Below are 14,849 nucleotides of genomic sequence, written 5' to 3'. Positions count from 1 at the left end.
TGGAAGAGGGATCGAGGGCAGGGACGCAGAACAGTTCAACGCGATCGTGCAGGCAGGCCGAGCGCGTTCACCGCCTGCAGCCGATACCGGCAGCGCACGCGGCCCGCGCAGCACCGCTGTCGCGTAACCCGTGCAGCTCACACGTCAGCGGATCGCATGGCCGCATCGGCTGCGTTTAGAAGTCCAGCTGCACGGTCAGACGCGCCGTGCGCGGCGCGCCCGGGAACAGATAGGCATCGCCCTGGTATTCGCCGCTATCGCGCCAGTAGCGCTTGTCGAACACGTTGTCCACGTTCAAGCGCCAGGTGGTGGCCAGCCCGCCCAGCGCGGTGGCGTAACGCGCGCCCAGGTTGGCCACGGTGTAGGCCGGCACGCTGGCGTTGCCGAGCCGGTCGGCGAACTTGCGCCCGCTGTATTGCACGCCTGCCAGCAGCGCCAGACCATCGATGCCGGGCACGCTGTAATCGGCCTGCAGGCTGGCGCGCAGCTTGGGCACGTTGATGGCCTGGTGGCCTTCGTACTCGGCAATGTCGGTGTCTTCGGCACGGGCGCGGATGGCGGCAGCGCTGGCGAATATGCGCAGCTGCGCGGTGGCCGCGCCATCGGCCGACAACTCCAGGCCACGGTTGTGCAGGCGGCCCTGTTGCACATAGCGCAGGCCACCATCGGCCTGCGGCTGGGTGAACTGGTAGGCCTGGCGGATGTCGAACAGCGCCGCGCCCAGGCGCAGGCCGTCGAGCTCGAATTTTGCGCCGGTCTCCAGCTGGTACGCATTGGTCGGCGGCAGGATCTCATCGGCGTTGTCGGCAAACCACGGGGCGGTGCCGCCGGCGGCCAGGCTCTTGGCGTAGCTGGCGTACAGCGATACCTGCTGCTGCGGTTTGAACAGCAGCGCGGCCTGCGGCAGCAGCGTGTCCTTGCGCGTGCGTCGCTCCAGCACGCCATCGCGGTCGAAGCTGCGCTCGTCCAGGCGCACATAGCGCGCGCCCAGCGACAGCTCCCATTGCGACCCAAGACCGATCCGGTCGGCCAATACCAACGCACGTTGACGGCTGTCCAGGCGGCGTTGCTTCGGGTCCAGCGCGACGTCGGTCTGTGCAAACACCTCCGGGTCGCGGTCGATGCTGCCGCTGCCGACGAATTCGTTGACCGAACCGAAGCGATCGATGGTGCGGCGTAGCCAGTCGCCGCCGATGCTCAGGCGGTGATCCAGCGCGCCGGTGAGCACACGGCCTTCGAGCGTGGCGCGCAGTTGATCGTGCACGCGGGTGTCGTCGGGGCTGCGATAGTCGTAGACGTCGTACTCGCCTTGCGCGCCGAAGAAATTCGGGGTGACGCTGTCGGCGCAACTGGCCGCGCCATAACAGCCCCAGGCGAACGCGGAGAAATCGTTGATCACCGAGCGGCTGCGTGATGCTTCAGCAGTGGCGCGCCAGTTGTCGTTGAACTGGTAGGCGTAGCGCAGCTGCGCATTGAGCGAATCCATCTCCACCGGCCGCGACCACGGCTGGTAGCCGAGCAGGCGATACACATCGATGTCGCGCGGTACCTGCGTGCCACCGAGCAATTGATAGCCGGGCACCGAGCGTTGCTGCCGATGCTGATACTCCACATCCAGCTGCAGCAGCGATTGCGGGCTGATCTTCCAGTCGCCGGCCAGCGACAGGAAATTGCGATAACCGTCGGCGTGGTCGACATAGCTGTTGATGTCTTCGCGCGCGGCATTGACGCGCAGGCCCAGGCTGCGCTCGGCGCCGAACCAGTCGCCCAGGTCGGCGGCCACATAGCGTGAACCCTGCTCGTCGGTGCCCAGGGTCACGCTGCGCACGTGCTCGGGCCGCTTGGTGCGGTAGTCGATCAGTCCGGCCGGTTCGTTGACACCCGATTGCAGCCCGGCCAGGCCCTTGAGGATCTGCACCTGCTGCTTGTTTTCCAGTGCAATGGATTGCTCGCCCACCGCGCTCAGGCCGTTGATGCGGTAACTGTTGGCGGCGTTGAGCGAATAGCCACGCACGACGAAATTCTCGTAGTAGCCGATCGGGGCGTAGGCGTCGCCGGCGGAGGCATCGGCGCGCAATACCTCGCTGAGCACGCGTGCCTGACGGTCGAGCAATTGCTGGCGATCGATCACCGCGATCGAGGCCGGCGCATCCAGCAGCCGCGTGGCACCGAAGCCGGTCAAGGCCGTGCTGGCGTCGGCGCGTTCGCCACGCACGTTGACCGCATCCAGCTCGACCGCCTCGGCACCGGGTTGTTGCTGCGCAAGGGCAGGCGTGGCGATGCACAGCGCAAGTGCAAGCGCGAGCGGGCGGCGGTGGTGAAGAGGGGCGGGCAGGTGCATGCGCAGGGCTCGAAAAGGAAGAGGAAAAAAGCTCATGGCACCCGGCGCGCGCGCGCGTCCAGGTGATCGAGCAGACGCTGGCCATCGGCGCTGGCAAACCAGTCCGCATGGCCGAGCAGGTAACGGTGATAGGCGATGTCGGCGTTGTCGGCCGAGCGGGTGATGCCGGCGAAGTATTCGATCTCGCTCAGGGCGAAGTCGGCATGCACGATCGGCAGCAAGGCGGCCAGCTGCCGCAGCTGCGCGGCGCCCAGTGCGCAGTGCCGGGCGTAACCGTCCAGCAAGGCGTCGAGCTGCTCCAACTGCGGCTGCGCGCGCTGCCCCGCATCCAGGTTCAACCATGGGATCAGATTGCGTTCGATCGCCGTGGCCAGGTCGAACATTGCAAAACTGCGGTCGCACAGGCCGAAGTCGAACACCGCGCTGACCTCGACGTCGCCATCGTCGTGTGTGCGCCACAGCAGGTTGGAGGCATGCCAGTCGCCATGCGTCCACAGCGGCGGCAGCGCGCCAGGCGCCGACAGCACCGACCAGGCCCGGGCGTGCCAGGGCAGCAGGTGGTCGGTCAGGTCGCGGCGCCAGGGCCGGTCCTGAAAATCGGCGGCCAGGCCGGGGCGCGACAGCAGGGCCTGTTCCACCGCCCGGAGCGGGTCGACCTGCGCGAACAGGGCCAGGTTGGCCACCAGTACGCTGCTGCGGCGTGGCGGCGCATCGAATCCCTGTGCTGCCAGATGCAGGCGTGCCAGCGCGGCACCTGCTGCCGCCGCGTGCGGGACGCTGGTAAAGGGCGTCCACGACAAGGCATCCCGATACAGGTCCTGGCCGAGCCCTGCGCGCTGCACTTCGTAGACCCAGTCCGCATCGGCCAGGGCGGTGCGGCCCACGGCATCGTGCAGCACCTCGACCACCGCTGCGCCGGCCCAGCGCAGATGCGCCATGAAGACGTGCTCTTCGCGCAACGCGGCGACATTGCGCACGCTGCGGTGATGTCGCTTGACGATGAGCGTGCCGCTGGCGGTGTCCACGCAGGCGGCGGCGGAAAACGGGCGGGCGCTATGCCAGCGAATCAGTTCGCTACCGACAGGAACGGAAAAGTGCTGCAGCACGCGACGGATTTCGTCGGCGGTCAACACCGGCCAGTCCGGTAGCGCCAGCTCCAGGCTCATGCCATGCACCTGATGCGAGGTGCTCATGCGCCCGGCTCCGGCAATGCGGTGCGGGTCAGTGGTATAGACCAGTCGATCGGTGCCGAAGCGGCGGACCCGGCGCGCGCGCCGGCGACAACACGGACGGCGCTGCCAGGCCGTCGTTGCGGCGCGCCCGCCATCAGGCGGTTGCGCTGCAGGGAATGAAAAGGCAGCGCAACACCGAAAGGTCGCTGGCCGTCATCTCGACACTAAAAAATGTGGGGCGCGCCGTGGGCGGCGCCTGCGCAAAACCGCTGGGCGGTTCCGGGCGCGCAGTATGCCTGTTGCTGCTGCCAGCCGCCATGTCGGCGCTGGCAGACGCACGATGGCGTTGCGCCGCCCCGGCACCGGATAATGGCCGGATGACTCCCGTCCAGATTGCCGCCGTCGTCGTCACCTATCAGAGCAGCAGCACCATCGATGCGTGCCTGTCGCGGCTGCGCGCGGCCGAGGGCATCAGCGAGATCCGGGTGGTCGACAACGCCTCCAGCGACGACACCCTGGAGGTCGTGCAGCGGCATGCCTTGGCCGATGCGCGGCTGCACTTCATCGCCAATCTGGACAACCCGGGTTTTGCGAGCGCCTGCAACCAGGGCGCGCGCGACTCGCAGGCGCCCTGGCTGGTGTTCATCAACCCGGACCTGATGGTCGAGCGCGACACCTTGGCGCAGCTGTGCGCACGCGCGGCCGGCCATGCGGCGGTGCTGTTGGGCGTGGAGCAGGTGGACGAGGACGGGCAGCCGGATGCCGCAGTGCGCCGTCGCGATCCGGATTTTGCCGCCATGCTGCGCGCACCGCGCGCTGCCGCCCAGCTGGCGGTGCCGGCCGATCCCGCTGCGCCCCTGCAGGTGGTGGACGCCATTTCCGGTGCCTTGATGCTGATGCAACGCAGCCTGTTCGACCGGCTGGACGGCTGGGACGGCGCCTACCGTCTGCACGCCGAAGACCTGGACCTGTGCCGGCGTGCGCGTCAGGCCGGCGCGCTGGTGGCGGTGGCCAACGATCTACGGGTCGTGCACGTGCGCGGCGTGTCCAGTCGTGCGCGGCCGTTCTTTGTCGAGTGGCACAAACACCGCGGCCTGTGGCGCTATTTCCGCAAGTTCGAGGCGGGTCATCGGGGGCTGCTCACCCGGCTGGGCGTATGGCTGGCGATCTGGACCCATGCCGTCGCCCAGGTACCGAAATTGTTGCGAAAGAGATGAGTTCGCTCGCGTTAAATTTGTGATAAATCAGTGATGGGTGGCGGGACTTATGTGTGATACGTTTCGCCTCGAAGTGTGATCAATCACTAGCTTCCTGTCCCTTCCGGGTCCCCCATCAGGAATCGTGCAATGTCTTTACAGAACGACCCGCAATTGCGGGGACGTCAGCCGTGCGCCGCCGCGCTGCAGTCCAGTCCGGTTGTCTCGCCCTCTTCTCTTGATTCCATCGCGCGCCGCGCGCCGGTAGCTGCGCTGTCGGCGCTTGCGCTGAGCTGCCTGATGGCGGCCTTGCCGGACACGGCCGTGGCAGGCGCCTGGACCCAGCCGCAGGGCGACACCCTGGTGATCGTCAAGGCGCTGCATAGCGATGGCACCGGCTGGTTCGACGATGCCCACCACCGTGGCGATTTCGGCAACAACGGACGTAGCCGCCAGGACCAGCTCAATGTCTACGTCGAGCATGGCCTGAGCGACAAGCTGAGCTTTATCGGCAATTTCTATTTCACCGAAGTCGGTTTCAACAACGACGAACCGGTGAACGGTGCGCCCGGACGGGCACGCCGCAGCACCACCGGCTTTGCCGATCAGGAGATCGGCCTGCGCTACGCACTGCCAGGTGCGGCCGACGATGTCTGGCGTAGCTCGGTGCAGGCCCTGGTCAGCATCCCGGCCTATGGCCGTAGCAAGACCTATCACCCGAACAATCCTGGGCGCGACCCCGCGCTCGGCCTTGGCGACTACGGTCTGGAGCTGCGTTACAGCCGCGGCCGTGGTTACACGCTGGGCGGGCGCAACGGCTACGTCGATCTGGGTGGCGCGGTGCGCCTGCGCGGCAGTGCCGCTTCCGACGAAGTGCGGGTGGACGCGTCCACCGGCCTGAGTCTGACCCCGAGCTGGTTGCTGCTTGGCGAAGTCAACGTGATCCAGGGCCTGGGTAACGGGCGTAACGACGCGTTTGTCGTTGGCTCGACACCTGGCGATTCCGGCTTCGTCGCCACCGGCACCAACTACGACCTCACCAAGCTGCAGCTGTCCACGCTGTACACAGCGCCGGGCGGCAGCCAGTGGCAGGTGGGATATCAGCAGCCAGTGATGGGCCGCAACACCGGCGCCGCAGGTGGGCCTTTCGTGGCCGCCTGGTGGCGGTTCTAAGGACGCCACGACAATGACGGTCACCTGCGAAATGGACGCGCTGGGACGAGCACCGGACATCGGCCGCGAACGCGGTCTGTTGGGTCGCGCGCTGGTCACGGCAGGCGTCATCACCGACGAACAGCTGCGCTCGGCGCTGGCGTTGCAGCAACGCTGGAACTCGCGCCTGGGCGATGTGATCCTGGCCCAGCGCGGCGTGCCGGCGCAGCGGTTCTACGCCATCGTTGCCGCGCACTTCGGCCTCGAGTTCATCGATCTGGTGCAGCAGCCGCCGGATCCGGAACTGCTCACCCCGGGCGATCTGGAAAGTTACGCGCAGCGCCTGCTGCTGCCGTGGCGTCGCGAAGACGGTGTGCTGGTGCTGGCCGTGGCCGATCCCGACCCGGCAGTGTTTGCCTGGGCGCGCGCGCACTACGGCGAGGACGTGCGTTTTGTCGGCACCGCCAAGTTCGACATCATCTGGAGCCTGCAGCGCTATGCCGACGAGCAGCTCACCGACAACGCGCTCAACCTGCTCGCATCGCATGCGCCGACGTACTCGGCGCGCCAGGTGGTGACGCGCGGACAGAAGTTCACGCTGTGGGCGATCGCCGCAGTGATGGTGATCGCGATGGTGCTGTTCCCGGTGCCGGCCCTGATCACCGTCAACGTGCTGGTGGCGCTGGGCTTTCTGGCGACCTTCGGACTGAAGCTGTTGCTGGTGTGGTTCGGCTCGCGCCACCGCATCGACATCAAGGTCACCGAGGACGAAGTGGCCGCGCTGCGCGACGACGACCTGCCGGTCTATACCGTGCTGGTGCCGATGTACAAGGAGCCGGAAGTCCTGCCGATCCTGGCCAACGCGCTGCGCAAGCTGGATTACCCGATCAGCAAGCTCGACGTGAAGCTGGTGCTGGAGGCGGACGATTTCGACACCATCGAGGCCGCCAAGAAACTCGGCCTGGAGGCGTTCTTCGAAATCATCCGGGTGCCGCCGTCGCAGCCCAAGACCAAGCCCAAGGCCTGCAACTACGCGCTGCATTTTGCGCGCGGCGAGCTGCTCACCATCTACGACGCCGAAGACAAGCCCGAGCCGGATCAGCTCAAGCGCGTGGTGGCCGCGTTCCGCAAGGCCGACAAGGATGTGGCGTGCATCCAGGCGCGGCTGAACTACTACAACGCCGACGAGAACTGGCTGACGCGGATGTTCACGCTGGAGTACACGCTCTGGTTCGACTTCTACCTGCCGGCGCTGGAATACCTGCGCATCCCGATTCCGTTGGGCGGTACCTCCAACCACTTCCGTCTGGATGTGTTGCGCCAGGTGCGCGCCTGGGACCCGTACAACGTCACCGAAGACGCCGACCTGGGCGTGCGGCTGATCCAGAACGGCTACCGCGTCAACGTGGTCAACTCCACCACGTTCGAAGAAGCCAACGTCAGCATTCCCAACTGGATTCGGCAGCGCTCGCGCTGGCTCAAGGGCTACATGCAGACCTGGCTGGTGCACATGCGCGACCCGGTGCACCTGTATCGCAGCACCGGGTTCAAGGGCTTCTGGGGTTTCCAGTTCTTCATTGGCGGCGGCTTCTTCACCGCGTTGGGCGTGCCGGTGCTGTGGGCGCTGTATGTGGTCTGGGCAGTCACCGGGACAACCGCGTTCGAGCGCTTCTTCCCGCCGTGGCTGGCGACCGTGTCGTTGGTCAATCTGCTGTTGGCCAATGCGTTCTTCATCTACATCACGCTGGTGGCTGCGTTCAAACGCGACTACTTCAAGCTGGCGCCCTACGCGTTGACCGTGCCCTTTTACTGGGCGTTGCAGTCGATCGCCGCGTACAAGGGGCTCTGGCAGCTGATCCACAATCCGTTCTATTGGGAGAAGACCACTCATGGCATCAGCAAGCATTCGGAAAACGAGCGCCGCGCCGCACTCGAAGAGTGAGTCGGCGGTCCCGCGCCGTCACAGCGGGCTGCCGGCGTTTCTGGTTGCCGTGGTGGCCCTGTCGCTGCTGAGCCAGCCGCTGCTGCTGCAGTCGGTCGGCTCCGCCACACCGGCAATCGCACCAGCAGCCGGCTTGCCGGCAACCGGTCTGTTGTCGTGGGCGATCAATCTGGGGCTGGACAGCTGGAACCTGCCGTTCCAGGTCTGGCCGTTCCTGGCGGTTGCCGCCAACGCGTTGTTCCTGTCGCTGCTGTGGCGCGATCTGGCCGGCGTGTTCGGGCGCGGCTGGGCCAGTGGTTTGACCGTGCTGGTGGGCTGCAATCCGCTGTTCCTGCTGCCGATCGCCGCAGGCGGAAGCCAGGCGGTGGGTCTGCTGGCGTTCTACGGCTTGTGCCGCACCTTGCGCCGCCTGCAGACGCCGGTAGAGGCCTTCACCTATCTGCGCATCGCCGGCTGGTTGTGCATCCTGCTGTGCCTGGATCTGCAGACACTGGCGCTGTCGACGATGGTGGCACCGTGGCTGCTGCTGGTGATGCCGCCGCAGATGCTGCGCAAGGCGCCGGGTTCGTTCTACCTGGTGTGCTACCTGCCGTTCGCGTTTCTGGTCGGCATGTGGGCCTACGTCAATCTGACCGTGTTCAACGCACCGTGGCCGACGCTGTCCAGCATCGGGCAGGGCGCGCATCCGCTGCCGTTGCCGCTGGCCCAGCATGCGCAAGGCTGGTCGCCGGCCGTGCGCTGGGGCGTGGCAGCGGTGGTCTGCTTCCCGGTGCTGGCGTTGCTGGCCCGTAGCCGCAGCAGTGCGCTCACGCGCGGCGTGCTGGCCAGTGCCGGCACCGTGATCTGTGCGGCGGCACTGTCATTCGCCTTCGGCTGGGCCGGGTTCGACGCCTTGCTGCTGCTGTGGGTGCCGGCAGCGTTGCTGCTGCGCGCGCTGCATGCCGATCAGCGCAGTCAGGCCGCCGGCCTGCTGTTGCTGGGCCTGATCGGTGCGGCCTGGGTACAGCCGCAGGGCTGGGGCAGCTGGATGCGTGCGGCGCCTGCCGATGCGCAGTCCTTGCTGCAGGGCGAGGCGGTGGTCGTGAGCGCGCCGGTGTCGTTGCCGACCGGCGCGGCGACGCCGGCAGCGGATGCCGTGCAGGCGCAGCCCACCGTGGCGACTGCCGCGGACGTGGCCGCGCCCACGCAGCCCGCGTCCGGCGTCAGCGCGCCCACCACTGCTGCAATCGTGCAGCCGGACAAGAACACTGCGGTCATCGGTGCAATGGACTGCGCGCACACCACGACCGCGTCCACCACCAAGGCATCCGCCGCATGTTCAAACGCGTTCTGAGTACCGCGTTTCTGGTCGGGGCGTGCATGCTGGTCAATGGCTGCAACGCCGATGCATCGACGTGGATGGGCGCCAACGTCAAGGTCTCGGCCAATGCGCCGTGGGAGAGCGAGGCGGCGGGACAGTCGCTGGATGCGCTGGCCAAGACCGGCGCCAGCAAGGCCTTGCTGGTTGCGTTTGTGTGGCAAGCCAACCCGCAGGCGAACGACCCGGTGCTGGGCAGCGACAGCAGCGTGGAGGCCATGCGCGCGGCGTTGCGGCAGAGCCACCACGCCGGCCTGCAGGCCACGCTCAAGGTGCATGTGTGGATTCCCGGGCATTGGGCCGGCGACACCGCGCCCACCGACCAGGCAGCCTGGTTTGCCGCGTATCAGAACGCGTTGCTGCCATTGGCCAAGCTGGCCGAAGACGAGCATGCGGAAGCGCTGGTGATCGGCACCGAACTGCGCAAGCTGCAGGACGCGCCGCAGTGGCCCGGTCTGGTGGCGGAAGTGCGCAAGGTCTACCACGGCAAGCTGCTGTATGTGGCCGACGGCATGGAGCACGCCGAAAGCTTCCGTTACTGGTCCTTGTTCGATGCGGTGGGCACCAGCCTGTATCCGCGTCTGTCCGAAGCGGCCGGCACGCGCACGGCCGAGATGGATGCCGCCGCGCAGCGCCTGCAGCAACTGGGCCAGCGCGTGGGCAAGCCGGTGTGGGTGGCGGAGTTGGGGCTGCGTTCTGCACGCGGCAGCCTGGCCGCGCCCTGGGAGAGCCCGGAGCAACGCGCCGCTGCAGTGGACACCCGCCTGCAGCTGCAGGTGTTGCAGCAGTGGCGCAAGGTGCTGCAGGCGCACGGCGTGGAAGGTATCGCGCTGTGGTGCTGGTATACCGACCCCAAGGCCGGCGGCCCGGGCGACAGCGACTTCACCGTGCAGGGCAAACCGGCGCAGCAGGTGCTGGCGCGCTGAGCGATGGCGCCTGGCACTCTCCAAGAGAACGCCAGGCGCAATTGCCGAGGTGACTTGCCGGGGCGAAGCGCACTGCCGCCACGCAGCGCATCGCCTCCCGGACGCATCGGCGGCTTGCACGCAGCGCGATCGCCGCTGCGGGCATAATCCGTCAGCATGATCATCCATTCGCTGCTCGACACCGACCTGTATAAATTCACCATGATGCAGGCGGTGCTGCATCAGCATCCGGCCGCGCAGGTCGACTACCGCTTCAAGTGCCGCACGCCCGGCGTGGATCTGGCCCAGTTCATCGACGAGATCTCGCGTGAGATCGATGCGCTGTGCCGGCTGCGGCTGCGCGAAGACGAGGTGGCCTATCTGCGTGGCCTGCGCTTCATCAAGCCGGATTTTGCCGACTTCCTGGCGCTGTTCCATCTGGACCGCAAGTATCTGCAGCTGTCGGCATCGACCACCCATCCGGGCGAGATCGAGCTGACCATCCGCGGGCCGTGGCTGCACACCATCCTGTTCGAAGTGCCGTTGCTCGCGATCATCAACGAGGTGTGGTTCCGCAACACCTCCGAGCCGGATTACGAAGAAGGCCGTCGCCGCCTGCGCGAGAAGGTGAGCAGCCTGCGCAGCATGCCGGCCGGCTGCAAGATCGCCGATTACGGCACCCGGCGGCGCTATTCGCGGCACTGGCACGGCGAGTTGCTGCCGTTGCTGCGCGATGGCCTGGGCGAGCAGTTCGTCGGCACCAGCAATGTGTATTTCGCCAAGCATTACGGCCTGACCCCGCTGGGCACGATGGCGCACGAGTACCTGCAGGCGTTCCAGGCACTGGGGCCGCGGTTGCGCGACTCGCAGGTGGCGGCGCTGGAATCGTGGGCGCGCGAGTACCGCGGCGATCTGGGCATCGCCCTGTCCGATGTGGTGGGGCTGGATGCGTTCCTGCGCGACTTCGATCTGTACTTCTGCAAGCTGTTCGACGGCATGCGGCACGATTCGGGCGACCCGTTCGAATGGGGCGAGCGCGTCATCGCCCACCTGCAGGCACACCGCATCGACCCCGCCACCAAGGTGCTGGTGTTCAGCGATGGCCTCAATATCGACAAGGTGATGCGGCTGTACGCGCACTTCCATACGCGTTGCCGGCTGGCGTTCGGGGTCGGCACCAGCCTCACCAACGACCTGGGGCCGACGCCGCTGCAGATCGTGATCAAGATGGTCCGCTGCAATGGGCAGCCGGTGGCAAAGCTCAGCGACTCGCCGGGCAAGAGCATGTGCGAGGACGCCGGTTATCTGCGCTATCTGCGCGATGTATTCGGCCTGCCGCCGATGCCGGAATCAGGTGACCACGCGCGGCAGTGACTGACGTGTAGCGGCAGCTTGTGCCGGGATTTGGCGGCCCTGTCAGGGAATGGCCAAAAAAATGCGATGCAGCGCTCAATTGTCCGCATGGGTTCGTTAACATTGGCATCACGCGTACTTCACGTTTGATGCACGCGACGTTGACGGACGGCCTCCTCCCCACGCGATGCCCGAATGACTGCACCCGACCCATTGTCGCTGTACCGAGCGCGCAGCTGCTCCCGGCAATGGCTGGGCTTTGTGCGTGCGATGGCCGCCGAGTTCGGCGCCGAGTTGCCCGAGGACGATCTGGCCCCGTTGATGGCGCGCATCGGCCGGCGCTTCGCGCGCGAGCACCGGCTGGCGCACTGCACGACCCTGGACGAGATGCAGCAGGCCGCCAACGCCGTGTGGGAGCGCTGTGATTGGGGCCAGTGCGCGATGCACGACCACGCCGACCACGTACGGATCCAGCACGCCGGTGCGCCATTGAGTACAGCGCTGGATGGCACGGCATGGAGCGATGGGTTCCTGCAGGGCGTGTACGAAGGGTGGTTCCAGCAACTGGGGATGCTGGCAGGCCTGGCGGTGCAGACCGCGCCAGGCGACAGCGTCGATCTGCGCAATTTCGTGTTGCTGCGGACGGCATGAACGGCTGAAGTCGGGCGAGGGGAGTGTGATGGCACCGAAGAACAACAAGGCAACCTCCGGGCATGACGATGTGTCCGGCCTGTTCGCGCGGTTGGGGACGCCGGCGAGCGCGGGCTATCAGGATTTCGCCCACACCCAGCTGCCGTCGCGCAGGCCGGAAGTGACGCAAACGCCGGTCCCGGCAGCGGTCGAACAGGCCCCCGCTGCGGCGGACACCGTGCAGACGCCAGCGCCGCTGCTGGCGCCTGCCGCATCGGCGCCGAGCGTTTCGATCGCCATGCAGGCAGTGCCGGCGGCGCACCGGTCCGTGCCTGCCGAAGAGACGGCAGGCTCGCCGCTCGATGCGCTCGCGCCGCTGCGCAAATTGCGTCAACTCGACGAGCCTGCAGCGCCTGCAGCGCAGCCGGGCGAGCGCCAGGCGCAGACGCCGCTGGAGCGCTTGTTCCAGCGGCTGTTGCAGGCCGATGCGCCCAGCGCGACGCAAAGCCCGCTGCAGCGACTGCGCTCGCGTTGATCAGCACCACCGCGTGACCTTCGGCAAGCGCCGCTGCGCTCGCCCGTTTCGCCTCGTTTTGCCGCACGCCGCCACACTTGAAGGATTATCTGATGACTGCTGCCAGCCGCCGTTCCGGATCACCGCTGCCCATGCTGGCGACCTGGGCGCTATGGTTGCTGGGCGGCTTGCTGCTGGTGTTCGTGGTCGCCGTGCCGATGGATGTCACCCAGCAACTGGTGTTTTCCGGGGTGCTGTTCGCCGTTGCGCTGGCGGTGCGCAAGCGCGGCGGGCGGGTGGTGATCCTGACGATGATGGGCATGTCGCTGGCGGTGTCATGCCGCTACATCTGGTGGCGCACGACCCAGACCATGGGCGTAGGCAGCGCGGTGGATTTCATCCTGGGTCTGGGCCTGCTGGGCGCGGAGCTGTATGCGTTCGTGATCCTGGTGCTGGGCTATTTCCAGGTGTTGTGGCCGCTCGATCGCAAGCCGGTGCCGTTGCCGGCCGACCAGGCCCTGTGGCCGAGCGTGGACGTGTTCATTCCCACCTACAACGAGCCGTTGTCGGTGGTGCGCACCACCGTGCTGGCGGCCAGCGTGATCGATTGGCCGGCCGGCAAGATCACCATCCATCTGCTCGATGACGGCCGCCGCGACGCGTTCCGCGACTTCTGTGCCGAGGTCGGCATCAACTACGTCACCCGCACCAACAACGCGCACGCCAAGGCGGGCAACATCAATGCCGCGCTGAAGAAGTGCAGCGGCGAGTACGTGGCGATCTTCGATTGCGACCACATTCCCACCCGCAGTTTCCTGCAGGTGGCGATGGGCTGGTTCCTGCGCGACACCAGGCTGGCCCTGGTGCAGATGCCGCACTATTTCTTCTCGCCCGACCCGTTCGAACGCAACCTGGGCACGCATGGCAAGGTGCCCAACGAAGGCGAGCTGTTTTACGGCCTGCTGCAGGATGGCAACGACCAGTGGAATGCGACCTTCTTCTGCGGCTCCTGCGCGGTGATCAAGCGCAGCGCGCTGGAAGAGGTCGGCGGGGTGGCGGTGGAAACCGTCACCGAGGACGCCCACACCGCGCTCAAATTGCAGCGTCGCGGTTATCGCACCGCCTATCTGGCGGTGCCGCAGGCTGCAGGCCTGGCCACCGAAAGCCTGTCCGGCCATGTGGCACAACGCATCCGCTGGGCGCGCGGCATGGCGCAGATCGCGCGCATCGACAATCCACTGCTGGGGCGCGGGCTCAGGTTCTCGCAGCGGCTGTGCTACCTCAATGCGATGCTGCACTTCTTCTACGGCTTGCCGCGCATCATCTACCTCACTGCGCCGCTGGCCTATCTGTTCTTCGGCGCGCACGTGATCCAGGCCTCGGCGTTGATGATCCTGGCCTATGCGTTGCCGCACATCCTGCAGGCCAATCTGACCAACCTGCGGGTGCAGAGCCGCTTCCGCCATCTGCTGTGGAACGAGGTCTACGAGACCACGCTGGCCTGGTACATCTTCCGTCCCACCCTGGTCGCGCTGCTCAACCCCAAGCTGGGCAAGTTCAATGTCACGCCCAAGGGCGGGCTGGTGGCGCGCAGTTATTTCGATGCGCAAATCGCCAAGCCATACCTGTTCCTGCTGTTGCTCAACCTGGCCGGTGTGGCTGCCGGCGTGCTGCGCCTGATCTATGTCGGCGGCAGCGGCGAGCAGCAGACGATCTGGTTCAACCTGGCCTGGACGCTCTACAACATGGTGCTGCTGGGCGCCACTATCGCCACGGCCAGCGAAACCCGCCAGGTGCGTAGCGCCCATCGCGTGCCGCTGGATGTCCCGGTCAATCTGTATCTGCCCGATGGCAGCGTGCTGCCCAGTCGCTCATTGAATTTTTCCACCGGCGGCATGGCGATCAGGCTCGCCCAGCCGCAGCCGATCGAGCCGGGGTTGCCGGTGCAAATCGGCCTGAGTCACCGCGGCGTGGAGCAGACCTTGCCGGCGGTGGTGCGGCAGGACCGCGACGGCCAGGTCAGCGTGCAGTTCACCGCGATGTCGATGGAACAGGAGCGTTGGCTGGTGGCCTCGACCTTTGCGCGCGCCGACATCTGGCTGTCGCAATGGGGCCAGCACGACCGCGATGCGTTCTGGCGCTCGCTGGGCCAGGTGCTGGCCGCCAGCGCGCGCGGCTTCGGACGCCTGGGCGGACATATCGCACTCAGTGCGCGTCAGGGCTTCCGCCCGGCGCGCGCGCTGGATCTGGAGTCGTGAGCGTGACGCCTGCCGTTTTCCTTTTCCCT

General features: G+C 66.8%; 11 protein-coding genes. 9 read left to right on the top strand and 2 right to left on the bottom strand.

What is annotated here, in order from left to right; translation table 11 throughout:
* Positions 1 to 175: 175 nt before the first annotated feature.
* Both AC06DU_RS16960 and AC06DU_RS16955 read right to left on the bottom strand, forming a co-directional pair.
* Positions 176 to 2,341 (bottom strand): TonB-dependent receptor, encoded by a 2,166-nt coding sequence (locus AC06DU_RS16960; RefSeq protein WP_478202882.1) that lies wholly within the window; start codon positions 2,339 to 2,341, stop codon positions 176 to 178.
* A 32-nt stretch (positions 2,342 to 2,373) separates the two neighbouring features.
* Positions 2,374 to 3,534 carry a phosphotransferase enzyme family protein gene (locus AC06DU_RS16955; RefSeq protein ID WP_478202881.1) on the bottom strand — a complete coding sequence of 387 codons (1,161 nt, stop codon included), beginning with the start codon at positions 3,532 to 3,534 and terminating at the stop codon, positions 2,374 to 2,376.
* A gap of 356 nt (positions 3,535 to 3,890) precedes the next feature.
* Here AC06DU_RS16955 and AC06DU_RS16950 point away from each other — a divergent pair, with 356 nt between their 5' ends.
* From AC06DU_RS16950 to bcsA, 9 genes are all read left to right on the top strand, one after another.
* A complete protein-coding gene (locus AC06DU_RS16950; protein ID WP_478202880.1) occupies positions 3,891 to 4,730 on the top strand; it encodes a glycosyltransferase family 2 protein in 840 nt (279 codons plus the stop codon).
* Between the two features lie 129 nt (positions 4,731 to 4,859).
* Positions 4,860 to 5,882: a hypothetical protein gene (locus AC06DU_RS16945; protein WP_184458217.1), complete on the top strand. Its 1,023-nt coding sequence runs from the start codon at positions 4,860 to 4,862 to the stop codon at positions 5,880 to 5,882.
* 13 nt (positions 5,883 to 5,895) lie between these two features.
* Positions 5,896 to 7,803 (top strand): glycosyltransferase family 2 protein, encoded by a 1,908-nt coding sequence (locus tag AC06DU_RS16940; protein WP_478202879.1) that lies wholly within the window; start codon positions 5,896 to 5,898, stop codon positions 7,801 to 7,803.
* Positions 7,804 to 7,852: 49 nt separating this feature from the next.
* The gene (locus AC06DU_RS16935) at positions 7,853 to 9,136 is read left to right on the top strand and encodes a hypothetical protein (protein WP_478202878.1); all 1,284 of its coding nucleotides are present in this window, start codon (positions 7,853 to 7,855) and stop codon (positions 9,134 to 9,136) included.
* Positions 9,118 to 10,086 (top strand): glycoside hydrolase family 113, encoded by a 969-nt coding sequence (locus AC06DU_RS16930; RefSeq protein WP_478202877.1) that lies wholly within the window; start codon positions 9,118 to 9,120, stop codon positions 10,084 to 10,086. The genes AC06DU_RS16935 and AC06DU_RS16930 overlap by 19 nt, the downstream gene beginning before the upstream one ends.
* A gap of 156 nt (positions 10,087 to 10,242) precedes the next feature.
* Positions 10,243 to 11,439: a nicotinate phosphoribosyltransferase gene (gene pncB, locus AC06DU_RS16925; protein ID WP_104575359.1), complete on the top strand. Its 1,197-nt coding sequence runs from the start codon at positions 10,243 to 10,245 to the stop codon at positions 11,437 to 11,439.
* A gap of 174 nt (positions 11,440 to 11,613) precedes the next feature.
* Positions 11,614 to 12,069 (top strand): cellulose biosynthesis protein BcsD, encoded by a 456-nt coding sequence (bcsD, locus tag AC06DU_RS16920; RefSeq protein WP_065032844.1) that lies wholly within the window; start codon positions 11,614 to 11,616, stop codon positions 12,067 to 12,069.
* A 28-nt stretch (positions 12,070 to 12,097) separates the two neighbouring features.
* On the top strand, positions 12,098 to 12,583 hold the full coding sequence (locus AC06DU_RS16915; protein WP_434981719.1) for a hypothetical protein: 486 nt from the start codon (positions 12,098 to 12,100) through the stop codon (positions 12,581 to 12,583).
* A gap of 92 nt (positions 12,584 to 12,675) precedes the next feature.
* Positions 12,676 to 14,820: a UDP-forming cellulose synthase catalytic subunit gene (gene bcsA / locus AC06DU_RS16910; RefSeq protein ID WP_434981720.1), complete on the top strand. Its 2,145-nt coding sequence runs from the start codon at positions 12,676 to 12,678 to the stop codon at positions 14,818 to 14,820.
* Positions 14,821 to 14,849 lie beyond the last annotated feature (29 nt).

It is taken from the genome of Xanthomonas sp. NCPPB 3200 (assembly GCF_056393585.1).
This window is presented reverse-complemented; position numbering and strand designations above follow the sequence as displayed.

What these genes read in the sequence shown, in the direction of transcription:
- AC06DU_RS16945 (WP_184458217.1), top strand. Translation starts at nt 4,860, where the DNA reads ATGTCTTTACAGAACGACCCGCAATTGCGGGGACGTCAGCCGTGCGCC.
- AC06DU_RS16955 (WP_478202881.1), bottom strand. Translation starts at nt 3,534, where the DNA reads ATGAGCACCTCGCATCAGGTGCATGGCATGAGCCTGGAGCTGGCGCTA.
- pncB (WP_104575359.1), top strand. Translation starts at nt 10,243, where the DNA reads ATGATCATCCATTCGCTGCTCGACACCGACCTGTATAAATTCACCATG.
- AC06DU_RS16960 (WP_478202882.1), bottom strand. Translation starts at nt 2,341, where the DNA reads ATGCACCTGCCCGCCCCTCTTCACCACCGCCGCCCGCTCGCGCTTGCA.
- AC06DU_RS16940 (WP_478202879.1), top strand. Translation starts at nt 5,896, where the DNA reads ATGACGGTCACCTGCGAAATGGACGCGCTGGGACGAGCACCGGACATC.
- AC06DU_RS16930 (WP_478202877.1), top strand. Translation starts at nt 9,118, where the DNA reads ATGTTCAAACGCGTTCTGAGTACCGCGTTTCTGGTCGGGGCGTGCATG.
- AC06DU_RS16950 (WP_478202880.1), top strand. Translation starts at nt 3,891, where the DNA reads ATGACTCCCGTCCAGATTGCCGCCGTCGTCGTCACCTATCAGAGCAGC.
- AC06DU_RS16915 (WP_434981719.1), top strand. Translation starts at nt 12,098, where the DNA reads ATGGCACCGAAGAACAACAAGGCAACCTCCGGGCATGACGATGTGTCC.
- bcsD (WP_065032844.1), top strand. Translation starts at nt 11,614, where the DNA reads ATGACTGCACCCGACCCATTGTCGCTGTACCGAGCGCGCAGCTGCTCC.
- bcsA (WP_434981720.1), top strand. Translation starts at nt 12,676, where the DNA reads ATGACTGCTGCCAGCCGCCGTTCCGGATCACCGCTGCCCATGCTGGCG.